This is a genomic window from Streptomyces sp. NPDC104831, assembly GCF_055583025.1.
Map to the genome: position 1 here is coordinate 22,215 of NZ_JBVJOT010000047.1, position 25,744 is coordinate 47,958.

Sequence of the window (25,744 nt, forward strand, 5' to 3'; positions counted from 1 at the left end):
CGAGGAAGGTGTCACTGTGACCGAGTCGCAGGCAGCGGGGATCGCCGTCATCAAGAACTGGATCCTGGCCAGACACGAGGACAGGACCGACATAGACCTCGACGAGGACCTGATAGAGAACCGTCTGGTGGACTCGCTCTCCTTCGTCGAGTTCGTCTTCCTGATCGAGGAGACCAGCGGCGTGGAGATCGACATGGACTCCCTGGACATCAACGACGTGCGCACCCTCGCCACCATCGAGAAGCGTTTCCTGTCCGCCTGAGCGACAAGAGGAAGACATCCGCGTGGACGACATCTCCTACACCGCCCAGTGGACCGCGGCCGCACGCGCGCTGGAGAGCGAACGCCCGGACGGCCTGTTCCGCGACGACTACGCCCGGCCCCTGGCCGAACCCCGGGGGTTCGAGCTGCTCGACCGGTACCGGGGCGCGGGGGTGAGCGACTTCATCGCCGTGCGCACCCGCTACATGGACGACGCGCTCACCCGCGTCCTCGGCCGGTCCGGAATCCGGCAGGTCGTCCTGCTGGCCAACGGCATGGACGTACGCACCCACCGGCTCGACTGGCCCGACGGCGCCGCCGTCTACGAGGTCGACCACGGCCCGCTGCTGGACGAGAAGCAGCGGCGCCTCGCCGCGCTCGCGGCCGCGCCGAGGGTGCCGACGGTGCCCGTCCGGGCCGACCTGGCCGAGGACTGGCTGGAGGCGCTGAAGTCGGCCGGGTTCGACCCCGCCCAGCCCACCGTGTGGGTCGCCGAGGGGCTGGTCTTCTTCCTCACCGAGGAGCAGGTCGCGCGGCTGCTCGAAACGGTGGCCGGCGCCTGCCCGGCCGAGAGCTGGCTGATCGTCGACATGACCAGCGCGACCCTGCTGCGCCACCCGATGACCCAGCCGTTCCTGCGCTCCCTGCGCGAGGACGGCACGCCGTGGCGGTTCGGCACGGACGAGCCGGAGGAGTTCCTCGGCCGGCTCGGCTGGACGGTGCGCGACCTCAAGCAGCCGGGTGAACCGGGCGCCGGCGAGGGACGCTGGCCGTACGCCGTCCCTCCCCGCGAGGTGCGCGGGGTACCCCGGAACTGGTTGATCAGCGCCGTTACGGCAGCATAGGTACAACTACCGTTGAAAGAACGGTAGTTACGGCGAAACGGCGAGGCGAAGAGGACAGGCGAGGATGAACGCGCCGCCGGTGGGCGACCGGGAACCCGGCACGCGCACCGATGGGACGCTCGCCGCCGCGGTGTGCGGGGGTCCGTCCTCGCCGGCGTCCCGCCCCCGCCGGCCGAGCCGCTCGCGGACGCCGGCGCGGGCACCGCCGACGCGCGGTGTCCCGTGCCGCGTCAGGCCGACGCGGCCCGAGGCACGTCCGTCGCAACATCCGGAACAACGGCAATCATGACAACCGGTTTGGAGATCGCTCACGGTGGCGGAAAACGACACGTCCGCAGGCACCGCTCACTGGCGTGTGCCGACCGCGATTCTGGCGCTCGGCGCGTTCGTGGTCGGAACCGACGGATTCATCATCGTCGGCCTCTTGCCCGAAATCCGTACGACCTTGCACGTCAGCACTGGTGCTGCCGGCCAGTTGGTGAGTTTGTTCTCCCTCGCGTACGCGATCCTGGGACCCGTTCTCGCGGCGTTCACGGGCACGTGGTCACGGCGCCGGGTCCTCGTGACCGGAGTCGCCCTGCTTGCGGTGGGCAACGCGGTGACCGCGTCGGCGCACCAGTACGGGCTGGTCCTGGTGTCACGTGTGCTGGCGGGGGCCGGCGCGGCACTGTTCATGGCCAGTGCCGTGGCCACGGCCGCGTATCTCGCCGGTGAGGAACGGCGGGGCAGGGCGATCGCCATGGTGACCGCCGGAGCGACGCTGGCCCTGGTGCTGGGTGCTCCGCTGGGCACCCTCATCGGCGGGGCATGGGGCTGGCAGGCCGCGATCTGGTTCGTCGCCGCGGTCGCCGCCGTGGTGGCGACCGTCGTCGCCGTCCTGCTGCCGCCCGTCCGGCTCGACCAGGGCGCGACGCTGCGGCAGCGCATCGCGCCGCTGACCGACCGGCGGGTCCTGCGGATCCTGGTGGTCACCCTGCTGGCGTTCACCGGCATCTTCCTGCCCTTCACCTACATGAGCGCGGTCTTCGCGCCGGCCGTCGACGGTGAGCAAGCCCGGCTCGCGCTGCTGCTGCTGGTGTTCGGCGTCGCCGCGACCGGCGGCAACCTGGCGGCCGGCACGCTGGCCGACCGGTACGACCCGCGGCGGGTCGTCGTCGGCGCCACGGTGGGTGTCACCGCGGTGTTCCTGATCATGCTTCCGATCCGGGAGACCTTCGTGCTCGTGGCGATCGCCACGGCGCTCAGCGGTGTGGTGTCGTACTCGGTCATCGGGCCGCAGCAGCACCGGATCATCACCTACGCCCCGCCCGGCGGCGCCTCGGTCGTGACGTCGCTGAACACATCCGCCGCGTACCTCGGCAACTTCCTCTCCAGCGCCCTCGGAGCCGTCATCCTCACCCGCTCCGCGGCTCTGGTGCTGCCCGTCGCGGCGGGCTTCGCGGCCTGCGCGGCCCTCCTGACCTGGCTGCTGCGGGAAGGCGGGGAGGCCGTCGACGAGCCGGGCGAACTGCCCGCCACCGCGAAGTGACCCGCCCGGCACCACACCTTCGAGAGAACGGGACGCAAACGCATGGTCAGCATGTCGAAGCACAGCGTCGATGTCGCCGGCATACCCGTGGGCTACTACCAAGAGGGCCAGGGGCCGGAGATCGTCCTCCTCCATGGAGGCACCGGGCATCCGGAGACCAGCTTCGCCACCCTCCTGGACGAGTTCACACCGCACCGGACCGTGATCGTGCCCGGCTACTCGGGCAGCGACCTCACGCCGCTGCCCGACGGTGAGGTGGACATCGACCTGCTGGCCGATCAGGTGCTCGGGGTGGTGAAGGCCGCCGCGAAAGGCCCGGTGGACCTCTTCGGCATCTCCACCGGGGCCGTCGTCGCCGCGGCGGCGGCCGGCAAGGAGCCGGACCTCGTCCGCCGCATGGTGGTCCTGGGCGGCTTCGTGCACTACCGCCAGCCCTGGCAGCGGTTGCTGATGCGGACCTGGCGCCGGCTCGCCGAACTGGACGCGAACGCCTTCGCCGAGTACACGCTCCTGCATGTGCTGTCGGACGGCTTCCTGGACTCCATGAGCGCGGGCGACCGCCTGCGGCTGCGTGCCGGGCTGATGCCGACCGAGGGAATGGTCGCACTGATCGACCTGGTGGGACGGGTGGACATCAGCGACTACGTGGGCCGGATCAAGGCGCCCACACTGGTCGTCGGGATGAAGCACGACCAGTTGGTGCCCGTGCGTTACGCACGGCAGTTCCACGCCGCCATACCGGGCAGCGAATACGTCGAGATCGACTCGGGCCACGCGGCGGCGATCGAGAAGCCCGCGGAGCTGCGCAAGCTCATCACGGAGTTCCTCGCGTGAGAACGGGTGTCTCCGGGACGGCGCCGCCGTCCCGGAGACACCCGTTACCCGGTCAGCTCCCGGCGAGGAGTTCCAGCGTGTCCACCACGCGGTGGGAGAAGCCCCACTCGTTGTCGTACCAGGCGACGACCTTGACGTAACGCCCGTCGACGCGGGTGAGGGCGGAATCGAAGACGGACGAGGCCGGGTTGCCGGTGATGTCGGACGACACCAGCTCGTCCTCGGAGTATTCGAGGATGCCCGCGAGCCGGCCCTGCGCCGCGGCGCGGTAGGCCTCCAGCACCTCGTCGCGCGTCACGTCGCGGCGCACGTGCGTGTTGAGCTCGACGATCGAGCCCACCGGGACCGGGACGCGGATCGAGTCACCCGACAACCTGCCGTCCAGGCCCGGCAGTACGCGGCCGATCGCCTTGGCCGCGCCCGTCGTCGTCGGCGCGATGTTCACGGCGGCGGCACGGGCGCGGCGGGCGTCGCGGTGCGGGCCGTCCTGGAGGTTCTGCTCCTGGGTGTAGGCGTGCACGGTGGTCATGAAGCCGTGCTCGATGCCGGCCAGGTCGTCCAGGACCGAGGCCAGCGGCGCCAGCGCGTTCGTGGTGCAGGAGGCGTTCGAGACGATCGTGTGCGCGGACGGGTCGTACGCGTCGCTGTTGACGCCGTACGCGATCGTGACGTCGGCGCCGTCCGACGGCGCGCTCACCAGAACCTTCTTCGCGCCCGCGTCGAGATGGGCGCTCGCCGCCTTCGCGGCGGTGAACCGGCCGGTCGACTCCAGCACGATCTCGGCGCCCAGCTCGCCCCACGGCAGGTTCGCCGGCTCCCGCTCGGCCAGCACCTTGATACGGCGGCCGTCCACCACGAGGGTGTCGCCGTCGACCTCCACCGGGCGGCCGAGCCGGCCCGCCGTCGAGTCGAACCGGAGCAGCCGGGCCAGACTGGCGGGATCGGTCAGGTCGTTGACGCCGACGACTTCGAGCGAGCTGTCACGTTCGAGTAAGACACGCAGCACATTGCGGCCGATGCGGCCGAACCCGTTGATGGCGATACGAGTCATGTGTCCAGTAGTCCCTTCGAGTGTCCACGGGGCCGTGCGATGCGTCGGTTCCCCCTCCGCACCACACGCCGGCACGATCCCCGTCTTTCCTCTTCGGGAACAGGCTAACCAGGGCCCCGTCACTCCGGCGACACCGCCTCTGGCCGTCGTCCCATCGAAGTAGCGTCGGGGAGGACGGAGTTGACGGCTTCCTGACGAACCGGGAGCCCCGCCGGACGACGGATCACGGACGTACCGCGCCGAGCGGATGCGGGAGCGCGCCCGCCCCCGCTACGGAGCGGGGGGCGGGTTCGGGGAGCGGAGGACGAGCAGGGTGATCTCGCTGGGGGCGAAGACGCGGAACGGCGGCCCCCAGAAGCCGGTGCCGCGGCTGGTGTAGAGGAGGGTGCGGGGGCCGTGGTGGCTGAGGCCGGCGAGGGCGGGCTGGTCGAGGCGGACGAGGTGGTGGAAGGGCCAGATCTGGCCCCCGTGGGTGTGGCCGGAGAGCTGGAGGTCGACGCCGGCGGCTGCCGCCCGGTCGACGAACTTGGGCTGGTGCGCGAGGAGCAGGACGGGGAGGGCGGGGTCGGTGCCGTGCAAGGCGCCGGCGAGGTCGGCGCGGTGGCCCGCCAGGCCGGAGGACGCGGAGGTGACGTCGTCCACGCCGGCGACCACGAGGGTGTCGCCGCCGCGTTCGAGCAGCAGATGGCGGTTGCGCAGCGGCTCCCAGCCCAGTTCGTCCATCAGGTCGACCCAGCCCTGGGCCTCGCTGTAGTACTCGTGGTTGCCGGTGACGTAGACCCGGGCGCGGGTGGCCCGCACGGTACCGAGCGGGACGGCTTGGGCGCGCCGGCGTTCGGCCGTGCCGTCCGCGATGTCGCCGGTGTGGCAGACCAGGTCCGCTTCCAAGGCGTTCACCGTCTCGCACACGCGTGCCGACCAGCGGGCGCGGTCCAGCGGGCCGTAGTGGGTGTCGGTGACGAGGACGACGCGCAGGCCGTCCAGCCCGGGACCCAGCCGCGGGAGCCGCACGTCGAGCCGGCGCACGCGTGGCACGCGGCGGGCCTCGGCGTACCCCCAGCCGAGCAGCACGGCGGTGACACCGAGGACGGCCCAGGTGACGGTCCGGGCCCGGTCCTGGCCCTCGCCGACACCGGCGACGGTCAGGACGAGCCTCAAGAGGACCCCGAGCAGAACGGACCAGGTGAACAGGATCCAGCCGGTGCCCAGCAGGGTGTCGCCGATGATCGCCGCCCGGTCCTGCCGGCGCCGTCCGTGGCCGCGCGCCATCGCGAGCGGCATGCCGACGAGACCGAGGGCGAACAGGGCGGTGCCGGCCAGGACGACGGGCAGCGGCCAGTGCTGCCCGCCGTGCAGCAGTACCCAGCAGGGCACGGCCCACAGGAGGACGGGTGCGATCAGAGGGACGTACCGCATCAGAAGGCGCAGCCGGCCCTGCCCCGGCGCTCGCGCCTCGCCCTCCGCGGGCCGGGTGTCGCTGGTATCGGTCACGCTTCCCCTCCCCGGCCGGGCTGCCGTCCCGCGCACTGTATCCGGTCGCCCCGGGGCCGGTTCGGAGGGGCATCACGGCGGGCGCGCGTCAACCCGCCCGCGCGCTGCCCGCGTCGGCCGGGGATCAACGCGTCGCGCCGCCCGCCGCAGGCCCCTTCACCGGCCGTCCCGCCCCTTCGCGCTCCCGGTCGAGACCTCCTCGGGTCCGCAGCCGCGTGGCCGCCGACAGGCGTGCGGTGACCGGATCACCTATGGTGGGAGGCGGTGAGCCGAGGGAGGCCCACCCTCCCGGGGCCGGCTGGTTCGCGGTCCCGGCACAGCACCCCGTCCCGTGGGGCCGTGAGTACGCCGGCCACGTCACGCATCCCAGCGCATCCCGCCGGCCGCCCCTGTTCCGACCGGCCGCCGGCACCGATCGCGCCGTCCGGCTCCGCACCGATCGCGCCCACGGGGCCCGGTGCACCGGCGAATCGACAAACGGAGGGACCATGGCAGCACTCCGCCTGACTCTGAAAGCCGTGTGGTGCGCGGCCGTCACCTTGCTGATGGCCGCCGTCTGGACGCAGCCGGCGAACGCGTACACCTGGGCCAGGATGGTGACCGTGTACAACGGTTCCGGCCTGTGCGTCCGCGGGGACGCGGGAATCGACCACCTGCGGCCCGGCACGCTGTCCGGCAACCTCGCGTACTCCCACACCTACGCGCTCACCCAAGGGTGCGGAACCGGCCTGTCCCGGCCCGACGGCTGGGCCGCCACGCGGGTCACCGTCTACCGGTGGAACGGCTCCGCCTGGGCGGTGTGCCGCACCAGCGACTGGAAGTACGGCGCCACGGGCCAGACGGGCGGCGAGTTCCCCGGACCGTACGGGCCGGAACTGGTCTACGACTGGGGCGGGTGGCAGTCCTGCGGGCAGGGCTACTACGGGACCCTCGCCTCGGCCTACGTCTGGGACGGCTCCGCGTGGCGCGGCGGCGGCGTCTGGTCGGGCTCCGAGCAGGCCTCGCCCGCCGGGTTCCGCGGCGGCCGGCTGAAGGCGCCCGAGAAGGCTCCCGCGCGGCACGCCGCGCCGCCCGCCGTCCACCCGCCGGCGCAGCAGCGGACGCACTGACCGCCGCCCGCGGGCGACGGGCGGGCGTTCCGCCCCGGTGGCGGTGCGGGGCCGGTCCCGGAAGTGTCCGGGACCGGCCCCCGTCCGTACGGTGAACCCGGCACGACGCGCCCGGTGTTGTGGGAAGCGCGCTTTGCGGGCAGACGGAAGTGATCTTCATGTTCCGTCAGGGGAAGGGGGCGTCACCTCGTGACCATGCCCGCACGCCGCATACGACCACGCACCGGCCGCCGGTCGTTCGACCTCCGCGCGACCGCCCTGTTCTTCGTGCTGCTCGCCCTCGCCGTGTGTGTCCTCGGTTTCGCCGTCCGCACGCTGGCCGGAACCGCCGAACGGCGCCCCGCCTGGGTGGCCGTCCTGTGTCTGGTCGGTCTCGCCGCCGTCCTCGCGTGGGGGCGCCGGCGGCACCGACTCTCCGGCGCCCGGACCGCGCGCCGGGCCGCCGCGGCGCTGCAGGAAGGCGTGCACACGGCGCTGGAGGAGTGGGAGGCGCCCGCGCCGGCCGTCCCGGCCGCCGACGACCGGTACCCCGCCGGCGTCCCCGCGTACGACTACGACACCCTGGACGCCGACGAGTTCGAGCAGGCGGTGGCCGTCCTGTGCGAACGGGACGGCTGCACCGGCGTCGAAGTCGTCGGCGGCGCCGGGGACTTGGGCGCCGACGTGCTGGCCGTGGCGCCCGACGGGCGGCGGATCGTCATCCAGTGCAAGCGCTACGGCGACGGGCACCGGGTCGGCTCCCAGGACCTGCAGCGCTTCGGCGGCACCTGTTACACCGTGCACGAGGCCGATGTCGCGGCCCTCGTCACCACCAGCGACTTCACCGCGCCGGCCGCCGAGTACGCCGAACAGTGCGGGATCGTGTGCTTCGACCGGCCGGCCCTGCGGGCCTGGCACGAGGGCACCGGACCGGCGCCCTGGATGGTCGTGGACCTCACCGGCGGGTGCTGAGGTCCTCCGCGCCCGTGCCGCCGCCCGGTCACGGGCACCGCCGCCCGCCGGCCCGAGGTCAGGACACCACCCCCACGTGCGCCAGCGCCTGCTTCAGCAGGACCCCGTGGCCGCCCGGCATCTCGCTCTGGACGGCCGGGGAGGCGGCCTCCTGGGGACTGAACCAGACGAGGTCCAGGGCGTCCTGGCGGGGGCGGCAGTCGCCGGTCACCGGCACGATGTAGGCCAGGGACACCGCGTGCTGGCGCGGATCGTGGTACGGCGTGATGCCCGCCGTCGGGAAGTACTCCGCGACGGTGAACGGCTGCAGGGACGTGGGGACGCGGGGCAGGGCGACCGGCCCGAGGTCCTTCTCCAGGTGGCGCAGCAGCGCGTCGCGAACCCGCTCGTGGTGCAGCACCCGGCCGGAGACCAGCGCCCGGCTGACCGTGCCGTCCGGGCCGATCCGCAGCAGCAGCCCGATGCTGGTGACCTCACCGCTGTCGTCCACGCGCACGGGCACGGCCTCGACGTACAGGATCGGCATCCGGGCCCTGGCCATCTCCAGCTCGTCCGTGGTCAGCCAGCCGGGCGTGGTCTCGGTCATGTCAGACATTGCTTGATCATACTTTCCGGGTGGGGCGCCCGCCGGGATCGCGGGCCGGTTCGGATACGGGCGGTCCGTACAGCCGGCGGGCGTTGTCACGGCCCGTCCAGTCGGCGATCCGCAGGGCGTCGGCCAGACTCAGCTCGTCGGCGTCCACCCGGTCCTGGAGCAGACCGGCGAGGCCCCGGCGGAAGCACAGGGCGCCCAGGTGGTGGAACTCGGCCACACCGTAGGCGTCGGAGCTGTACAGCAGTTTGCGGAACGGGGTCACCTCCAGGGCCTCTTCGAGCACCGCCCGGCAGCGGGCCGGGCCGGTGTGGTGCAGGGCGAGACCGACGTCCAGGTACACCCGCTCGAACACCGCGGCCAGGTACGCCGCCTGGCGGTGGTACGGCCAGCAGTGCAGCAGCAGGACCGGCACCGTGCCGGCCGTGCGGTGCAGCCAGTCGGTGAGCAGGGCCGGGTCGGCGCGGTGCAGCCGCAGGTCCGCGTCGCCGAAGCCGGTGTGCAGCTGCAGCGGCAGCCCCAGCTCGACGGCGGTCCACAGCAGGTGCCGTACCAGCACCGGGTCGGCGAGGCGTCCGCCGCGCGCCAGCCAGCTCCCGGCCGCCCGGGTCACCTCGGTGTCCGTGGGGCGCCCGGGGTCCAGGGCGAAGCCCGTGCGGTAGGCCGCGACCGACTTCACCGCCACCACACCGGGCCGCCGAACGGCCTCCTCGGCGGCGGCGCGGAACGCCGCCGCGTACGCGCCCGCCGCCACACCCCGCGCGGCCACCGCCTCGGCGACCCGCTCCAGCCGGACGACCTCGCAGGCGGTGGCGCCGGCCGCCGCGGCCAGCTCGGCGGGGGTGGTGACCGGGTGCGGGGCGAAACCGGTGTCCACGCAGAACACCCCGGCCCCGGACGCCGCCAGGAAGCGCCGGTTGACCTCCCGCCAGCCCAGCTCCGCGCGCCGGGCGACGTAGTCGGCGGGCGGGGCGTGCCGGGGCAGGTCCAGCAGGGGAGCGCAGTGGCGGCGCACGGCCACGCCGGCGGGGGTGTCGAAGGGGGAGACGCCCGGCCAGGCCGCGCCCTCGGTGAGCAGGGACGCGAACTCCCCGGCGGCCAGATCGGCGGTCACCGCGCCGTGGCAGTGGTGGTCCACCAGCGGCAGCGCGGCGAGGGCCTCGTGGACCGGTCCCGGTGCGGCCACGGTCAGTACGCCCACCGGTAGGCCGCGGCCAGCGCGGTGGGGGCGAGTCCCTCGACGGCCGCCGCCTCGCCGAGCCGTACGGCGCTCACCGCGTCCGCGAGGACCGGGCCCAGCGCGGCCCGCAGCACCGGATCGGCGCGGAACTCCTCGACGGCCTGTGGCAGCGACCGCGGCAGCCGCCGTACGCCCAGGGCCGCCGCCTCCTCGGGGCCGTAGCGGGCCGGGTCGCCGGTGACCTCCCCGGGCAGCGGATGCCCGGCCGTGATGCCGTCGAGTCCCGCGGCGATCACACAGCCGAGCGCCAGATACGGGTTGGCGGCCAGGTCGACGGGTTTGACCTCCATGTTGGCGTCCTGGTCCCGGCGGCCCGCGGTGCCGGTGACGATCCGCACGGCGGCCTCGCGGGTCTCCCGGCCCCAGGCGGTGAACACCCCCGCCCACTGGGAGGGCTGGAGCCGCAGGTAGCTGGCCGGGCTCGGCGCGGTCACCGCGGTCAGGCCGGGCAGGTGGGCGAGGACCCCGGCCAGGAACGACCGGGCCGTGGCCGTCATGCCGTACGGGCCCTCGCCGCCGGAGTGCAGGTTCACCCCGTCGCGCCAGCACGACAGGTGGAGATGGCCGCCGTTGCCGACCCCCTCGGGGAGATAGGCGGGCGCGAAGGAGACCCGCAGCCGGTGCCGCCGGGCCACCGCCCGGATCGTCTGCCGTACCAGCACGCTGCGGTCCGCCGCCGCCACCGGGTCCAGCGCGCCCACCGAGACCTCGAACTGCCCGGGCGCGTACTCGGGATGGATCTGGTCGACGTCCACGCCCTGGGCGGCGAGCGCGGCCAGCAGCTCGGCGGTGTAGTCGCTCAGCTCCACCTGCCGGACGGCGCCGTAGGCCGGACCGGTGGTCGCGGGGACGAACTCGTCGGCGGGCGCCGTATCCGAGCCCACGGCCCACTCGATCTCGATCGCCGCCTTGAAGGCGAGGCCGTGGCGGCCGGCGGCGTCCGCGACGGTCCGGCGCAGGAAGGTCCGGGCGCAGCCGGGGTGCCGCTCGCCCTCCTGGGTGATCCGGTCGACCGGCGCCCACGCCCAGCCGGGCTGCCCGGCCAGCGCCACGAGGTGGTCGAGGTCGGGGTAGAGGCGCAGGTCGCCGTCGGGGGAGCCGAGGACGTCGGTGGTGACGACGGAGTCGTCGGCGAGGAACGTGTCGAACACCGGCGACATGCCGACCCCCCAGGCCACGGCCGCCTCCAGCCGTGCCGTCGGGATCGTCTTGACCCGGCACACGCCCGCCGTGTCCACGTACGCCAGGACGATGCCGTGCACGCCCCGGGCCGCCAGGTCCGTGCCGAGGGCGAAGGCCCGCTCCAGGTCGCCGGGGCGGCCACCGGGGCGGGGGTCGGCGAGCGTGGTCATGCGTCCTCCTCGACGGGCCCGGCCGGCGGGGGGGCGGCCGGGGCCGGGGTCAGGGTTTCACGGCCACCGCGCCGTACTGCGGCACCACGGCGGCCTCCGGCCCGGAGCGCCACCGCGAGCACGGCACCAGTCCGGGTTCGACCGGCTCCAGGCCGTCGAGGAAACCGGCGATCTCGTCGCGGCTCCGGGCGGTGATCGGCGGAGTGGCGTGGGCGTTCCAGAACTCCATCGCGGCGACGTTGCCCGCACCGCCCGCCTCGGCGTCGTAGGTCGGATGGGTGAGCACCAGATGGCTGCCGGAGGGGACGGCCGCCATGATCCGGCGTACGACCTCCCGGGCCTGGCCGGTGTCCGGCACGAAGTTGAGGATGCCCAGCATCATCACCGCGACCGGGCGGTCCAGGTCGAGGGTGGCGGCGGCGCCCCGCACGATGACGTCCGGGTCGCGCACGTCGGCGTCGATGTAGTCGGTGGCGCCCTCGGGCGAGCTGGTCAGCAGCGACCGGGCGTGCACCAGCACGATCGGGTCGTTGTCGACGTACACGATCCGCGACTCGGGCGCGACCCGCTGGGCTATCTCGTGGGTGTTGTCGGCCGTGGGCAGCCCGGTGCCGATGTCGAGGAACTGCCGGATCCCGCGCTCGGCCAGGTAGCGCACCGCGCGGCCCAGGAAGTCCCGGTCCGCGCGGGCCACCGCACGGATCACCGGGAACATCCCGGCGATCTGCTCGCCCACCCGCTGGTCGACCTCGTAGTTGTCCTTGCCGCCCAGCCAGTGGTTCCAGACCCGCGCGTTGTGCGCGACGCTGGTGTCCAGCCGTGCCTTCCCGGTCGCCGGGGAGTGGCCGTTGCTCACCTGATGTGCCCTTCTCACGTGCTGTTCTCCGCGGTCATTGTGCCTCCCGGTGATCGCGCTGTCCCGGGAAACGGGACACCGGCCGGTTCGGGGCCCGCCGGGCGGATGAGGAACACTGGACCGGTAGCCCCGCACCCGACCGGAAGCAGCACATGCCCGCCATACCCACGCCCCTGCCCGGCACCGCCGCCCTGCCCGCCGGCCCCGCCGACATCCGGCTGATCGTGACCGACATGGACGGCACGCTGCTGGACGACGCCAAGCGGATCCCCGACGGGCTGTGGCCGGTGCTCGACGGGCTGCGCCGCCGCGGGGTGCTGTTCAGCCCGGCCAGCGGACGCCAGTACGCGACCCTGTACCGGCAGTTCGAGCAGGTCGCCGAGGGCATGGTGTTCATCGCGGAGAACGGCACGTACGTGGTCCGCGACGGTGTGGAACTCTCCTCCGACCCGCTCGCGGGGTCCGTCGCCGCGCGGATCGCGCGGACGGTACGGGGGCTGGCCGCGGGCGGCGCGGACGTCGGCGCCGTCGTCTGCGGCAAGCGGGCGGCGTACGTCGAGCGGAGCGACGAGGCGTTCCTCGCCGAGGTGCGCCAGTACTACGCCGAGCACCGGATCGTGGAGGACGTCACCGCCGTCGAGGACGACGTGATCAAGGTGGCGGTGTTCGACTTCGGGCCCGCCGAGCACACCGTCGCCCCGGCGCTCGCCGGGTTCGCCGCCACCCACCGGGTCGTCGTCTCCGGCGAGCACTGGGTGGACGTGATGAACCGCACCGCCGACAAGGGCACCGCCGTGCGCGGCCTCCAGCGGGCGCTCGGCATCTCGCCCGCGCAGACCATGGTGTTCGGCGACTACCTCAACGACCTGGGGATGCTCGACGCCGCCGAGTGGTCCTTCGCCATGGCCGGCGCCCACCCCGAGGTGATCCGCCGGGCCCGCTACCTGGCCCCGTCCAACAACGACGACGGCGTCCTGCGCACCATCGCCCGCGTGCTCGGCCTGTAGCGGCCGCCGGGAACCACTCGTGGGGCCCGGACCGGCGGACGCGGCCGGATGGTGTCCCGGCTGTCCGGTCCGGTCTCCGCCGTGCGGCCGCTCCCCCCCCCGTCCGGTGCCGGCGGCCGGTCCGGGACGCGCCGGGAGCGGTCCGGCGGGATCATTCGGCTCGGCGCAGGCAGTCCTCGACCACCCCTTTGTCCAGCGCGGCCCGGACCAGCGCGGCGGCCAGTACGGCCGACGGGGTGTCCCCGGCCAGTCCGGTCAGCTTCCCGGGGTCCTCGGGCAGGCCGAGCCGCCCGGCGCCGGACAGCGCCTTGCCGTCCAGGTACGGGGCGACGTCCGGCCACACCCGCTGCGCCTCGCGCAGGAAGATCCCGGCACCGGTCGGCCCGATGCCGGGCTCCTCCTGGAGCAGTTCCCGCAGCGTGCCGACGTCGCCGCCGGCCTCCCAGTGCAGCCGGCGCAGATCGCCGCCCCAGCGCTCGTCGAGCAGCTCGGCGCCGTCCCGGAGCCGGGTCGCGGTCCGCTCGTCGTACCGGCGGTAGCCGGCCCGGCCGAGCGCGTCGAGTCGCCGCCGCCGGTCGGACCCGGCCATCCGGCGCGGGCTGTCCAGGCGCTCCTCGTGCAGGGCCCGGGCGGCGGCCACCGCGACCGACGCCCGGATCCGGGCACTGAGCAGCAGGGACAGCACCAGCAGCCGGTACAGCGGCTGCGGGGTGTCCGCCAGCCGGATGCCCGCCTCCTCGGCGAACGTCCGCCCGTGCGCGGACACCAGCTCCCGCAGCACGCGTGCGTCGCGGTCCATGGGCCTACGGTTTGAGCGGGTCGTGGCCCAGGGTCATCAGCCGGTGCCGGCGGCCGGTGTCCCGGGCGCTCTCCGGCGCGGGCTCGTCGTCCACGTCCACCAGCTCTCCGACCGTGTCCACGACCTGCCGCATCACCCGGACGTCGTCGTGGGTCAGGTCGGTACGGCGCTTGCGCAGGATCGCCAGGACGTGCTGCCCGGTCTCCGTGCCCGCCGCGTCCGGCAGCGGTTCGGTCTCCTCGCCGGCGTCCCGGACCTTCAGCCAGGCCGCGAGTTCCGCCGAGGTCATGTTCACCACGCGGTGGAAGTCGTCCCACAGCGCGTCGAGTTCCAGGGAGTCGGCCATGGGTTCCCCCTTCCGTGTTCTGCCCCGCCGGGGGCGGGGCGGCGTACGGGGCGAGCGGCCGTCTCTCAGTCGGCGGCGTTCTCGCGGGGGTGGTTCTCCGCCTCGAACATCCAGCGCTGCTTCTCCAGGTCGGCGGTGATGGCGATCAGCAGGTCCTGGGAGACGGGGTCGGCCTTCTCGGTCGCGGCGATCCGCTCCCGCAGCCGGCCGATGGCCGTCTCCAGCGAGGACACCATCAGCTCCACGACCTCGGTGTCGCGCAGCCAGCCGTCCTTGGTGCCGGGCAGCGCGAAGGTCGCGGCGATGGTCTCCGGGCGGCCGTCCGGAGACACGCCCAGCGCGGCAGCGCGTTCGGCCACCGTGTCGGAGTGGGCGCGGGCCGTGGCGACCACCTCGTCCAGCTGGAGGTGGATCGACCGGAACCGCGGGCCCACGATGTTCCAGTGCGCCTGCTTGCCGACCAGCGACAGCCCCAGCAGGTCGACCAGGGTGTCCTGCAGGGCGGTGCCGGTGATGCCGAGCGCTTCCTCGGGCAGTGTGCTCTTGACCACGGTCATGGTGCGCTGGTCCCCTTTCCTGAACTTTTCCTCGGCCATGTCCGAAAGGGCGGGTGCCCCCGGCACACGCAGACAAACCGGCTGATCAGCGGGGGAGTCACCGGGTGTGCGGACCACGTCCTCGATGGCGTCGACCGGCGCCCGTCCCCTGGCCGGCCGGCCGTGGCCGGCATGGGTGTGGCCGGGGCCGCAGACGGCGGGGACGTGCCCGCGGACGTGGCGCATGTCTCCTCCCGTTGCCCCCGGCGAAGCCCCGGGTGAGCTTCCCAGCGGGGCGGCCGGAGGTCTATAGTCCAAAACTAGCAGTGCTAATTAACGAGTGCTGCACACATCCGTGATCCACAGTGTCGTAGGTCAGGAGTCCCGCCGTGCGTCCCGTCCATTTCGCGACCGCCCGCCGCACCCCCATCGGCAAGGTGCGCGGTGCCCTCTCCTCGGTCCGCCCCGACGACCTGGCCGCGACCGTGATCCGCCGGCTGGTGGCCGACGTGCCCGCGCTCGACCCCGCCCGCGTCGACGACGTCTACTGGGGCGCCGCCAACCAGGCCGGCGAGGACAACCGCAACGTCGCCCGCATGGCCGCCCTGCTCGCCGGACTGCCCGACTCCGTGCCCGGCGCCACCGTCAACCGGCTGTGCGCCTCCGGGCTCGAAGCGGTCACCGCCGCCGCCCGCGCCATCGCCGCGGGCGAGGCCGACATCGTGATCGCCGGCGGCTCCGAGTCGATGAGCCGCGCCCCCTTCGTGCTGCCCCGGCCCGACGAGGCCCTGCCGCACCGCATGGAGACCTACGACACCCGCCTCGGCTGGCGCCTGGTCAACCCCGCCATGAAGGAGCTGCACGGCCTGCTCTCCATGGGCGAGACCGCCGAGGAGGTCGCCGCCCGCCTCGGCATCTCCCGCGCCCGGCAGGACGAGTTCGCCCTGCGCAGCCACCAACTCGCCGCCGCCGCCCGCAAGAATGGCCACTTCGACGACGAACTCCTGCCCGTGGAACGCCCGGACGGCGTCACCGTCGAGCACGACGAGTGCGTCCGCGAGGACACCTCGCTGGAGAAGCTGGCCCGTCTCAAGCCGGCCTTCCGCGCGGGCGGCACCGTCACGGCCGGGAACGCCTCGCCGATGAACGACGGCGCCGCCGGTCTGCTGCTGGTCAGCGAAGAGGCCCTGGACGAACTGGGTCTGGAGTCCCTCGGCCGGTATGTCGCGGGCGCCTCCGCGGGCGTGCACCCCGACGTGATGGGCCTCGGCCCGGTCCCCGCCACCCGCAAGGTGCTCACCCGGGCCGGCTGGGGGATCGGCGACCTCCAGGAGGCCGAGCTGAACGAGGCGTTCGCCGCCCAGGCCCTCGCCTGCGTCGACCAACTGGGCCTCGACCCCGACCTGGTGAACCCCACCGGCGGCGCCATCGCCCTCGGCCATCCCCTCGGCTGCTCCGGCGCCCGCATCCTCACCACCCTGCTGCACCGCATGCGGCGCACGGGCGCCCGGCGCGGCCTCGCGACCATGTGCGTGGGCGTGGGGCAGGGCACCGCGATGCTGGTCGAGCGGCACTGAGCCGACGTCAACGGGGGCTCCCCGCAAGGGGATCCGGTAGCACGAGCCGCAGCAAGGAAACGGAGCAGCACTCCATGGCAACCCTGTCCGTCGCCGCCATACTCGCCGAGAACGCCCGGCGCCGCCCCCGGAAGACCGCCCTGGTCGAGGGCGATGTGCGGCTCACCTTCGCCGAGGTGTGGCGGCGGGCGCTCGCCCAGGCGGGCGCGCTCACCGGCCTCGGCGTACGGCCCGGCGACCGGATCGCCCTCATGGCCCCCAACACCGCCGAGTTCCCGGTCGCCTACTACGCGATCGCCGCGGCGGGCGGTGTCGTCGTCCCCGTCCACCTCCTGCTGTCGGCCGACGAGGTCCGGCACGTCCTGAAGGACAGCGGGGCCACCGTGCTGCTCGTCCACCCGGCCCAGGCCGTGACCGGCCGGGCCGCGGCCGAGGCGGCCGGCGTCCGCGTGATCACCCTGGGCGGGGAACTGGACAAGCTGGCGGCCGACGCCGAGCCGCTGCCGGCGTACGTGACCCGGGCCGCCGACGACCCCGCGGTGGTCTTCTACACCAGCGGTACCACCGGTGTCCCCAAGGGCGCCGTCCTCAGCCACTTCAACCTGGTGATGAACGCGACCGTCAACGCCTTCGACGCCCACGACATCCGCGCCGACGACATCGCCCTCGGCGCGCTGCCGCTGTTCCACGCCTTCGGCCAGACCGTCTCCATGAACTCCACCTGGCGGGCCGGCGCCACGCTCGTGCTGCTGCCCCGCTTCGACGCGGCCCGGGCCATCGAGCTGATGGTGCGGGAGGACGTGAACACCTTCCACGGCGTGCCCACCATGTTCGTCGCCCTCGCCGCGGCGGCCGCCGGCGCCGAACGGCTCCCCGGGCTGCGGGTGTGCATCTCCGGCGGGGCCTCGCTCCCGGTCGCGGTACTGGAACGGTTCGAGGCCGCGTTCGGGGCGGAGGTCTACGAGGGCTACGGACTGTCGGAGACCTCGCCGGCCGCCACCGTCAACCAGCCGGTGTTCGGCAGCAAGGCCGGCACCATCGGGCATCCGCTGTGGGGCGTCGACGCGGAGATCGCCCGCGCCGAGGTGGAGGACCGCGTCGAGCTGCTGCCGCCCGGCGAGCTGGGCGAGGTCGTCATCCGCGGCCACAACGTCTTCTCCGGCTACCTGGGCCGCCCCGAGGCCACCGCCGAGGCCCTGGTGGACGGCTGGTTCCGCACCGGCGACCTCGGCGTCAAGGACGACGAGGGCTTCCTGCGGATCGTCGACCGCAAGAAGGACGTCATCATCCGCGGCGGCTACAACGTCTACCCGCGCGAGGTCGAGGAAGTCCTGACGCGGCACCCGGACATCGCCCAGGCCGCCGTCATCGGCCTGCCCGACGAACTGCACGGCGAGGAGATCTGCGCCGTCGTCGTCCCGGCCCCCGGCACCACCCCGGACGCCGCCGCCCTCACCGAGTGGTCCAAGCAGCACCTCGGCCGGCACAAGTACCCGCGCCGCGTGGAGTTCACGGACACCCTGCCGCTCGGACCGAGCATGAAGGTGCTCAAGCGGGAGCTGCGGGTCCGGTACACGGCCCGGTAGCGCGCCGCGCGGGCCGGGGCGCCGTGGACCGGCCCGCGAGACGGTCCTTACGCGCGGCCTATGCATGCGCATAGCATCGGTCCCCGCATGAACACGATGACGCTCTGGCACCTATCAGGCTGGGAGTTCGCCGCGCTCGCCTTCGCGGCCCTGCTCGTCGGCTTCTCCAAGACCGCGGTCAGCGGGGCCAACACGGTCAGCCTCGCGATCTTCGCGGCGGTCCTGCCCGCCCGCGCCTCCACCGGCATCCTGCTGCCCCTCCTCATCGCCGGGGACGTGCTCGCCGTCCTCACCTACCGGCGGCACGCCCACTGGCCCACGCTGTGGCGGCTGTTCCCGGCCGTGGCGGTGGGCGTGGTGGCCGGCACGCTGTTCCTGGTGTGGGCCGGGGACGGGATGGTACGGGTCTCGATCGGCGCGATCCTCCTGCTGATGGCCGGGGTGACGGTGTGGCGCCGGCGCACGGCCGACACCCCGCCCGCACCGGAGACGGTGACGACCCGGGCGGGCCGGATGAAGGCCCGCTCCTACGGCGTGCTCGGCGGGTTCACCACGATGGTCGCCAACGCGGCCGGGCCGGTGATGTCGCTGTACCTGCTCTCCGCGGGCTTCCGCAAGCTCGGCTTCCTCGGCACCTCCGCCTTCTTCTTCCTCATCGTGAACGTCTCCAAGGTGCCGTTCAGCGTGGGCCTCGGCCTGATCGACGGACGGTCACTGCTCCTCGACGCCGCGCTCGTGGCGTTCGTCGTGCCCGGTGCGCTGATCGGCAAGCGGGCTGTGAACCGGATCAACCAGCGACTCTTCGAACAACTCGTGATCGCGGCGACCATCGTGGGCGGCGTGCAACTGCTCCTGCCCTAGCCCCTTCCGCACGCCCGACCGCGGCGACCCGCACGCCCGACCGCGGCGACCCGGCCGGCCGGCCGCCGCCCGGCACCTCGTACGCTCACCCCATGCCCGCGCACGTGCTGATCCTCGGCGGCACCACCGAGGCCCGCCGCCTCGCAGCCGACCTCGCCGCCCGGCCCGGCGTCCGGGTCACCACCTCGCTCGCCGGCCGGGTCGCCCGCCCCGGGGCACTGCCCGGCGAGGTGCGGGTCGGCGGCTTCGGCGGCCCGGAGGGCCTGGCCGGCTGGCTGCGCGAGCACCGGGTGGACGCCCTGGTGGACGCCACCCACCCCTTCGCCGGGACGATCACCGCCCACGCGGCCCGCGCGGCGCGGGCCACCGGAGTCCCCGCGGTCGTCCTGCGCCGCCCCGGCTGGCGGCCGGGCCCCGGCGACCGGTGGCACGACGTGGCGTCCCTCGCCGCGGCCGCCGAGGCGCTGCCCGGCCTCGGCAGCCGGGTGTTCCTCAGCACCGGACGCCTCGGCCTCGCCGCCTTCGCCTCCCTGACCGGCCTGCACTTCCTCGTCCGCTCGGTGGACCCGCCCGAGCCGCCGCTGCCGCCGGACGCCCGGGTGATCCTGGCCCGCGGTCCGTTCACGGTCCCCGACGAGACGGAACTCCTGCGCGCCCACCGGATCGACGTCCTCGTGACGAAGGACAGCGGGGGACAGGCCACGGCGGCGAAACTCACGGCCGCGCGCGACCTGGGCCTGCCCGTGATCGTCGTACGCCGCCCCCCGCTGCCGGACGGCGTCAGCGCGGTCCCCGACGTGGCGAGCGCCCTGGACCGACTGGGCTTCGGGGCGGACGCGGCGAACGGGACGTGGCGCGGACCGGACGCCTGACCTGTACCGCGGGCACCACGCGGCTCGGCGCCGCGCGTCGCCGGCGCCCCGCCGCCCGGCCCCGCACCGGCCGTCGGCGCGGCCCCGGCTCCGCGCGGGTCAGTCCTGCGCCGGATGCCTGCGCAGCAGGTACGTGTCCATGATCCAGCCCTTGCGCTCCCGGGCCTCGGCGCGCAGCCGCTCGATGCGCGGGCCGGCCTCGGCGATCGGGCCGGAGACGAGGATCTCGTCCGGGGTGCCTATGTAGGCGCCCCAGTAGATGTCCATGTCCTCCTCGGCGTACCGCCGGAAGGCCTGGTGCGCGTCCAGCATCACGACCACGTCGTCCACCCCCTCCGGGAAACCCTCGGCCAGCCGCCGCCCCGTGGTGATCTGCACCGGCCGGGCGACCCGGTTCAGCCCCGTGCGATGCCGGGCGACCAGGGCGGAGACACTGCTGACGCCGGGGACCACGTCGTACGTGAACTCCACCGCGCCCCGCTCCAGCACCTCCTGGAGGATGCCCAGCGTGCTGTCGTAGAGCGCCGGGTCCCCCCAGACGAGGAACGCGCCGGTGCCGTCCTCGTCCAGCTCGCCGGCGATCAGCCGCTCGTAGATTCCGGCGCGGGCGGTGCGCCAGTCCTCGACGGCCGGTGAGTAGGCGGAGCCGCCCGCCGAGCGGTCCCGCTCCGGGTCACGGGCCTGCACCACCCGGTAGGACCCGGCCGGCAGATGCGCGTCCAGCATGTCCCGGCGGAGCTGGGTCAGATCGCTCTTCACCTCGCCCTTGTCGAGGAGGAAGAACACGTCCGTGCTCCGCAGCGCCTTGACCGCCTGCAGGGTCAGCTGGTCGGGGTCGCCCGCGCCGATACCGATGACATGAATCTTTCGCACGCCCCGAGTCTGCCGCATGCCGCGGGGCGTGCGCCCACCGCCTCCGCACGCCGTCGACGGCACTCGGCCCGCGCCCGCAGGGAGCGGACCGGTCAGGGGCCCAGCCGAGGCGCCTCGGCGCGCGCGTCGACCGGTGCGCAGCCGCGCTCCACCCGTCCCGCCAGCTCCCGCGCCCACCGGGCGAGCCCGGGCAGGTCCAGTCCGTGGGGCCGGTCCTCGCCCCGCACCGCCGCCCACTCCTCGATCGCGCCGGCCCCCCGCCGCAGCAGCCGGGCCCCGCCGACGGCGTTGCCCCGGGCCGCGTGGGTGAGCCCCACGGCCAGCTGGGCGAGACCCCGCCACAGCGGGCGCTCCTCGGGCGGGCCGGACTTCCAGGCGTCCTCGAACACCTCGTGCGCGTGGAAGGGCCGCCCGGCGGTCAGCAGGGCCTGTGCCTCGCCCGCGGTCTCCTCCGGCGTCCGCAGGATCCCCTCCGGCTGCCGGGGTACGCCCTCGGCGCCGTACGGCAGCGGGCGCCCCAGCCCGTCCCGGGGCCGCGCGTTGCGGGCCCGCCCGTCCGTGTCCCGGTCCCGGGCGTCCGATGCCCCCACGTTCGTCATACCGCCGATTGTCCCCCGCCGCGTTCCCCGCCGCGCGCCACCGCCTCTCCCGCTTCGTCCCATCCTGTCCGGCGTCCCTGCCACCCGTCTTCGGCACACCCGCCGGTGTGGGGTAAAGTGCTGTCCGCACGATCGCGCGGAACACCGCGCGCTGGTGCGACGGGACGTGGCGCAGCTTGGTAGCGCACTTGACTGGGGGTCAAGGGGTCGCAGGTTCAAATCCTGTCGTCCCGACTCGTGAGAGTCGCAGTTCAGGGCCGGTTTCGGAGACATCCGAGACCGGCCCTCGGCTGTTTCCGGGACCGGTCGGGGATCAGGCTCCCTTGGCGGGTGTCCGGCGCTCTGCGTCTACTCGAAAGTTTCGAAGTCTCTGCATGGTCTTGCGTCGCGATCTCCCCTCTCCTCGTTGCGCCTCTCGGGACGGTTCACGTCAGGGGTGGCGTGATCAGCCAAGACGTACTCGTCACGTCCTCTTCGGGTTACAGGGATGTTTCCGAAAGGATGTCGAAACTGTTGACAGGGTCATGGCGTTCTCCGAAAACTGTGGGCCACCGAACGGCACGGCCACGGACGGCCCCACGCCGTGTTCCGTGCCAGGCCACGGGCGGCAGCAGCCGCCCGCCCCCCACCAGCCTTCATCGGGAGGACGCATGCAGCAGAACGGCCCGCAGCAGCACCAGACCCCGCAGAGCCCCGCTCCCCTCGGCGGCTTGAGCCGCCGAGGCTTCCTCGGCGGCGCCGGAACCGTCGCGCTCGCCACCGCGACCGGACTGCTGCTGCCCGGCACCGCCCACGCCGCGACCACCATCACCACCAGCCAGACCGGCTACGACGGCATGTATTACTCGTTCTGGACCGACGGCGGCGGCTCCGTCTCCATGACGCTCAACGGCGGCGGCGGATACAGCACCCGGTGGACCAACTGCGGCAACTTCGTCGCCGGCAAGGGCTGGAACACCGGCGGGCGCAGGACGGTCCGCTACACCGGCTACTTCAACCCGTCGGGCAACGGCTACGGCTGCCTCTACGGCTGGACGTCGAACCCGCTGGTGGAGTACTACATCGTCGACAACTGGGGCAGCTACCGGCCCACCGGCGAGTACCGGGGCACCGTCACCAGCGACGGCGGCACGTACGACATCTACAAGACGACGCGGTACAACGCCCCCTCCGTCGAGGGCACCCGCACCTTCGACCAGTACTGGAGCGTCCGGCAGTCGAAGGTGACCAGTGGCTCCGGCACCATCACCACCGGCAACCACTTCGACGCCTGGGCGCGCGCGGGCATGAACCTGGGGCAGTTCAAGTACTACATGATCATGGCCACCGAGGGTTACCAGAGCAGCGGGAGCTCGACCATCACGGTCAGCGGCTGATCCCTGTCCGGCGAACGGCCGACCGCCGCGCGCCTGCCCTGTCCCGCCTCGAAGCATTTCGGACGAAGAACTGAGATTTCCCCTGCGGGAGAGGTTGACGGTCCACCGTCAAAACCTCAATCATCCCTGTCTGGGAAACCGGTCGTAGTTCGAAATGTCGAACCGTCTCACTCCGTGCGATCCGACCCGCACGGCAGACCACGTACGCCGCCCCGGTTCCGACCCCACCCCGTCCGCGCGCCGGGTGGGAACGGGGCGGCGCGTCCCCTCGTGATCCAGTCCTTCCAGATGTCCACCTTGGAGGCACAGTCATGGGCTCCTATGCCCCTCCCGGACAACTCCTCGTCCGCCGGAAGATCCGCAACCTGCTGGGGGCGCTGGCCGTCGGCGTCCTCGGTACGGTCTCCGCACTGGCCGCGCAGCCGACCGCACACGCCGCCGAGAGCACGCTCGGCGCCGCGGCGGCGCAGAGCGGCCGCTACTTCGGCACCGCCATCGCCTCGGGCAGGCTGGGCGACTCGACGTACACGTCGATCGCGAACCGTGAGTTCAACATGGTGACGGCCGAGAACGAGATGAAGATCGACGCCACCGAACCGCAGCGGGGCCAGTTCAACTTCACCGCCGGCGACCGCGTCTACAACTGGGCCGTGCAGAACGGCAAGAAGGTGCGCGGCCACACCCTGGCCTGGCACTCCCAGCAGCCCGGCTGGATGCAGAGCCTCAGCGGCAGCACCCTGCGCCAGGCGATGATCGACCACATCAACGGCGTGATGGCCCACTACAAGGGCAAGATCGCCCAGTGGGACGTCGTCAACGAGGCCTTCTCCGACGACGGTTCGGGCGGCCGGCGCGACTCCAACCTGCAGCGCACCGGCAACGACTGGATCGAGGTCGCCTTCCGCACCGCGCGCGCCGCCGACCCGGCGGCCAAGCTCTGCTACAACGACTACAACATCGAGAACTGGACCTGGGCCAAGACGCAGGGCGTCTACAACATGGTCAAGGACTTCAAGTCGCGCGGTGTGCCGATCGACTGCGTCGGCTTCCAGTCGCACTTCAACAGCGGCAGCCCGTACAACAGCAACTTCCGCACCACGCTGCAGAGCTTCGCCGCCCTCGGCGTCGACGTGGCCGTCACCGAGCTGGACATCCAGGGCGCCTCGTCCTCGACCTACGCCGCCGTGACCAACGACTGCCTGGCCGTCTCGCGCTGCCTCGGCATCACCGTCTGGGGCGTGCGCGACAGCGACTCCTGGCGGTCGGGTGACACGCCGCTGCTGTTCAACAACGACGGCAGCAAGAAGGCCGCCTACACCGCGGTGCTCAACGCGCTCAACGGCGGCTCCACCACGCCTCCCCCCACGGGCGGCGGCGGGCAGATCAAGGGCGTCGGCTCGGGCCGCTGCCTGGACGTGCCCAACGCCGGCACCAGCGACGGCACCCAGGTCCAGCTGTGGGACTGCAACAGCGCCACCAACCAGCAGTGGACGCTCACCGACGCCGGTGAACTCAAGGTCTACGGCAACAAGTGCCTGGACGCCGCCGGCACCGGCAACGGCGCCAAGGTCCAGATCTACAGCTGCTGGGGCGCCGACAACCAGAAGTGGCGCCTCAACTCCGACGGATCCATCGTCGGCGTCCAGTCCGGCCTCTGCCTCGACGCCGTAGGAGCCGGCACCGCCAACGGCACCCTGATCCAGCTCTACTCCTGCTCGAACGGGAGCAACCAGCGCTGGACCCGCACCTGATGCGACCTGCCACGAAGGAAAGGGCCAGCCGATGAGGACCTGCGACGCGGCTCCTCCCGCCCCTTCACGGACGCACCGCTGGTGGTCCCGGGTCGCCTCCGTGGTGGCGACGGCGCTCGCGGTCGGCATGCTCGCCGCGGTGCATCCGACGCCCGCCGAGGCGGCGACGGTGGACACCAACGCCTGGTACGTGCTGGTCAACCGCAACAGCGGCAAGGCGCTGGACGTCTCCGGCGCCTCCACCGCCGACGGCGCGCGCGTCAGCCAGTGGGCGCGCAACGACGGAACCAACCAGCAGTGGCAGTTCGTGGACTCCGGTGACGGCTTCTACCGTCTCAGGGCCCGGCATTCGGGCAAGGTCCTCGACGTGGCCGGCGCCTCGGCCGCGGACGGTGCCGCGATCCAGCAGTGGACCGACCACAACGGGGCCAACCAGCAGTTCCGCCTGGCCGACTCCGACGCGGGCCACGTCCGGCTGGTCAACCGCTCCAGCGGCAAGGCGGTGGAGGTGCAGGGCGCCTCCACCGCCGACGGCGGCAACGTCGTCCAGTACTCCGATTGGGGCGGCGCCAACCAGCAGTGGCAGATGGTCAAACTGTCGTCCGGTGGCGGTGGCGGTGGCGGTGGCGGATGCGGCAGCGCGCCGACTCTGGCGAGCGGTACGCACACGATCCAGAGCGGTGGCAAGAGCCGCAGCTTCATCCTGAGGGTTCCCGCCGGCTACGACAGCAGCCGGCGCTACCGGCTGATCTTCGCGTTCCACTGGCGGGGCGGAACCGCCGGCGACGTCGCCTCGGGCGGCACGAGCGGGAGCGCGTGGTCCTACTACGGCCAGCAGGAGCAGTCGGACAACAGCGCGATCCTCGTCGCCCCCCAGGGCCTCGGCAACGGCTGGGCCAACTCCGGCGGTGAGGACGTCACCTTCGTCGACGACATGATCCGGTACATAGAGGGCGGCCTCTGCGTCAACCCGGCACAGCGCTTCGCCACCGGGTTCAGCTGGGGCGGCGGCATGAGCTACGCCCTCGCGTGCAGCCGGGCGAACGTCTTCCGGGCCGTCGCGGTGATGTCCGGCGCCGAGATCAGCGGGTGCGGCGGCGGGACCCAGCCCATCGCCTACTTCGGGATCCACGGCATCAGCGACTCCGTGCTCAACATCGCGCAAGGACGCTCGCTGCGCGACAGGTTCGTGGGCAACAACGGCTGCACCCCCCAGAGCCCGCGCGAGCCGGCGCCGGGCAGCCGGACGCACATCACCACCACCTACTCGGGCTGCCGTGCCGGATACCCGGTCCAGTGGGCCGCGTTCGACGGGGACCACATCCCCGGTCCGGTCGACGGCTCCTCCGGTGAGAGCGGGGTCACCACCTGGACCAAGACGGAGATCTGGAGGTTCTTCGCACAGTTCCAGTGACACGCCGCGGGGCCGGGCCAGGGGGCACGGTTTCACG

At 73.1% G+C, this 25,744-nt stretch carries 25 protein-coding genes and 1 tRNA gene; 15 read left to right on the top strand and 11 right to left on the bottom strand.

The window, feature by feature from the left end:
* Positions 1-16 precede the first annotated feature (16 nt).
* The 4 genes from ACZ63H_RS28190 (at position 17) to ACZ63H_RS28205 (ending at position 3,468) form a co-directional block, all read left to right on the top strand.
* Complete coding sequence (locus ACZ63H_RS28190) at positions 17-262, top strand: phosphopantetheine-binding protein (protein WP_469869721.1); 246 nt, start codon at positions 17-19, stop codon at positions 260-262.
* A gap of 22 nt (positions 263-284) precedes the next feature.
* Positions 285-1,106, top strand: a complete 822-nt coding sequence (locus ACZ63H_RS28195) for a class I SAM-dependent methyltransferase (protein ID WP_469869723.1) — start codon at positions 285-287, stop codon at positions 1,104-1,106.
* Positions 1,107-1,461: 355 nt separating this feature from the next.
* Complete coding sequence (locus tag ACZ63H_RS28200) at positions 1,462-2,634, top strand: MFS transporter (RefSeq protein WP_469869725.1); 1,173 nt, start codon at positions 1,462-1,464, stop codon at positions 2,632-2,634.
* A 51-nt stretch (positions 2,635-2,685) separates the two neighbouring features.
* Complete coding sequence (locus ACZ63H_RS28205; RefSeq protein WP_469869727.1) at positions 2,686-3,468, top strand: alpha/beta fold hydrolase; 783 nt, start codon at positions 2,686-2,688, stop codon at positions 3,466-3,468.
* A 52-nt stretch (positions 3,469-3,520) separates the two neighbouring features.
* On the opposite strand, the gene gap is transcribed toward ACZ63H_RS28205, so the two are convergent.
* Together gap and ACZ63H_RS28215 are read right to left on the bottom strand one after the other, a co-directional pair.
* Positions 3,521-4,519 (bottom strand): type I glyceraldehyde-3-phosphate dehydrogenase, encoded by a 999-nt coding sequence (gap, locus tag ACZ63H_RS28210; protein ID WP_469869729.1) that lies wholly within the window; start codon positions 4,517-4,519, stop codon positions 3,521-3,523.
* A gap of 270 nt (positions 4,520-4,789) precedes the next feature.
* Positions 4,790-6,010, bottom strand: coding sequence for a metallophosphoesterase (locus ACZ63H_RS28215; RefSeq protein WP_469869731.1), 1,221 nt, complete (start codon positions 6,008-6,010; stop codon positions 4,790-4,792).
* Positions 6,011-6,498: 488 nt separating this feature from the next.
* Here ACZ63H_RS28215 and ACZ63H_RS28220 point away from each other — a divergent pair, with 488 nt between their 5' ends.
* Both ACZ63H_RS28220 and ACZ63H_RS28225 read left to right on the top strand, forming a co-directional pair.
* Complete coding sequence (locus ACZ63H_RS28220) at positions 6,499-7,119, top strand: hypothetical protein (protein ID WP_469869733.1); 621 nt, start codon at positions 6,499-6,501, stop codon at positions 7,117-7,119.
* A 189-nt stretch (positions 7,120-7,308) separates the two neighbouring features.
* Positions 7,309-8,070, top strand: coding sequence for a restriction endonuclease (locus ACZ63H_RS28225; protein WP_469869735.1), 762 nt, complete (start codon positions 7,309-7,311; stop codon positions 8,068-8,070).
* Positions 8,071-8,128: 58 nt separating this feature from the next.
* Here the strand turns inward: ACZ63H_RS28225 and ACZ63H_RS28230 are convergent, their stop codons facing one another.
* Genes ACZ63H_RS28230 through ACZ63H_RS28245 form a run of 4 tightly spaced genes read right to left on the bottom strand, consistent with a single transcriptional unit; the run spans position 8,129 to position 12,110 of the window.
* Positions 8,129-8,656 (bottom strand): NUDIX hydrolase family protein, encoded by a 528-nt coding sequence (locus tag ACZ63H_RS28230; RefSeq protein WP_469869807.1) that lies wholly within the window; start codon positions 8,654-8,656, stop codon positions 8,129-8,131.
* Between the two features lie 16 nt (positions 8,657-8,672).
* Positions 8,673-9,848, bottom strand: a complete 1,176-nt coding sequence (locus ACZ63H_RS28235; RefSeq protein WP_469869737.1) for an amidohydrolase family protein — start codon at positions 9,846-9,848, stop codon at positions 8,673-8,675.
* A 2-nt stretch (positions 9,849-9,850) separates the two neighbouring features.
* Entirely contained in the window at positions 9,851-11,254 is a 1,404-nt protein-coding gene (locus tag ACZ63H_RS28240) for a type I glutamate--ammonia ligase (RefSeq protein WP_469869739.1), read from the bottom strand.
* A gap of 49 nt (positions 11,255-11,303) precedes the next feature.
* Positions 11,304-12,110 carry an SAM-dependent methyltransferase gene (locus ACZ63H_RS28245; protein ID WP_469869741.1) on the bottom strand — a complete coding sequence of 269 codons (807 nt, stop codon included), beginning with the start codon at positions 12,108-12,110 and terminating at the stop codon, positions 11,304-11,306.
* 152 nt (positions 12,111-12,262) lie between these two features.
* On the opposite strand from ACZ63H_RS28245, the gene ACZ63H_RS28250 reads away from it, so the two are divergent.
* Complete coding sequence (locus ACZ63H_RS28250; RefSeq protein WP_469869743.1) at positions 12,263-13,117, top strand: Cof-type HAD-IIB family hydrolase; 855 nt, start codon at positions 12,263-12,265, stop codon at positions 13,115-13,117.
* Positions 13,118-13,268: 151 nt separating this feature from the next.
* On the opposite strand, the gene ACZ63H_RS28255 is transcribed toward ACZ63H_RS28250, so the two are convergent.
* The 3 genes from ACZ63H_RS28255 to ACZ63H_RS28265 all read right to left on the bottom strand — a co-directional run bounded on the left by ACZ63H_RS28255 (position 13,269) and on the right by ACZ63H_RS28265 (position 14,819).
* On the bottom strand, positions 13,269-13,916 hold the full coding sequence (locus tag ACZ63H_RS28255; protein ID WP_469869745.1) for an endonuclease: 648 nt from the start codon (positions 13,914-13,916) through the stop codon (positions 13,269-13,271).
* Positions 13,917-13,920: 4 nt separating this feature from the next.
* Positions 13,921-14,262 carry a DUF3140 domain-containing protein gene (locus ACZ63H_RS28260; RefSeq protein WP_469869747.1) on the bottom strand — a complete coding sequence of 114 codons (342 nt, stop codon included), beginning with the start codon at positions 14,260-14,262 and terminating at the stop codon, positions 13,921-13,923.
* Positions 14,263-14,327: 65 nt separating this feature from the next.
* Positions 14,328-14,819: a Dps family protein gene (locus ACZ63H_RS28265; protein ID WP_469869749.1), complete on the bottom strand. Its 492-nt coding sequence runs from the start codon at positions 14,817-14,819 to the stop codon at positions 14,328-14,330.
* A gap of 368 nt (positions 14,820-15,187) precedes the next feature.
* On the opposite strand from ACZ63H_RS28265, the gene ACZ63H_RS28270 reads away from it, so the two are divergent.
* The 4 genes from ACZ63H_RS28270 to ACZ63H_RS28285 all read left to right on the top strand — a co-directional run bounded on the left by ACZ63H_RS28270 (position 15,188) and on the right by ACZ63H_RS28285 (position 19,694).
* Positions 15,188-16,375: a thiolase family protein gene (locus ACZ63H_RS28270; protein WP_469869751.1), complete on the top strand. Its 1,188-nt coding sequence runs from the start codon at positions 15,188-15,190 to the stop codon at positions 16,373-16,375.
* A 74-nt stretch (positions 16,376-16,449) separates the two neighbouring features.
* The gene (locus tag ACZ63H_RS28275; protein ID WP_469869753.1) at positions 16,450-17,961 is read left to right on the top strand and encodes a long-chain-fatty-acid--CoA ligase; all 1,512 of its coding nucleotides are present in this window, start codon (positions 16,450-16,452) and stop codon (positions 17,959-17,961) included.
* Positions 17,962-18,048: 87 nt separating this feature from the next.
* Complete coding sequence (locus tag ACZ63H_RS28280) at positions 18,049-18,822, top strand: sulfite exporter TauE/SafE family protein (RefSeq protein WP_469869755.1); 774 nt, start codon at positions 18,049-18,051, stop codon at positions 18,820-18,822.
* 92 nt (positions 18,823-18,914) lie between these two features.
* On the top strand, positions 18,915-19,694 hold the full coding sequence (locus ACZ63H_RS28285) for a cobalt-precorrin-6A reductase (protein ID WP_469869757.1): 780 nt from the start codon (positions 18,915-18,917) through the stop codon (positions 19,692-19,694).
* A 99-nt stretch (positions 19,695-19,793) separates the two neighbouring features.
* On the opposite strand, the gene cobF is transcribed toward ACZ63H_RS28285, so the two are convergent.
* Entirely contained in the window at positions 19,794-20,567 is a 774-nt protein-coding gene (cobF, locus tag ACZ63H_RS28290) for a precorrin-6A synthase (deacetylating) (protein ID WP_469869758.1), read from the bottom strand.
* Positions 20,568-20,659: 92 nt separating this feature from the next.
* A complete protein-coding gene (locus tag ACZ63H_RS28295) occupies positions 20,660-21,166 on the bottom strand; it encodes a DUF309 domain-containing protein (protein ID WP_469869760.1) in 507 nt (168 codons plus the stop codon).
* Positions 21,167-21,326: 160 nt separating this feature from the next.
* Here ACZ63H_RS28295 and ACZ63H_RS28300 point away from each other — a divergent pair.
* The 4 genes from ACZ63H_RS28300 (at position 21,327) to ACZ63H_RS28315 (ending at position 25,707) form a co-directional block, all read left to right on the top strand.
* Positions 21,327-21,400: transfer RNA gene (locus tag ACZ63H_RS28300), tRNA-Pro, on the top strand.
* A gap of 416 nt (positions 21,401-21,816) precedes the next feature.
* Entirely contained in the window at positions 21,817-22,542 is a 726-nt protein-coding gene (locus ACZ63H_RS28305; RefSeq protein ID WP_469869762.1) for a glycoside hydrolase family 11 protein, read from the top strand.
* A gap of 311 nt (positions 22,543-22,853) precedes the next feature.
* Positions 22,854-24,293 (top strand): endo-1,4-beta-xylanase, encoded by a 1,440-nt coding sequence (locus ACZ63H_RS28310; protein WP_469869764.1) that lies wholly within the window; start codon positions 22,854-22,856, stop codon positions 24,291-24,293.
* Between the two features lie 31 nt (positions 24,294-24,324).
* The gene (locus ACZ63H_RS28315) at positions 24,325-25,707 is read left to right on the top strand and encodes an RICIN domain-containing protein (RefSeq protein ID WP_469869766.1); all 1,383 of its coding nucleotides are present in this window, start codon (positions 24,325-24,327) and stop codon (positions 25,705-25,707) included.
* Positions 25,708-25,744 lie beyond the last annotated feature (37 nt).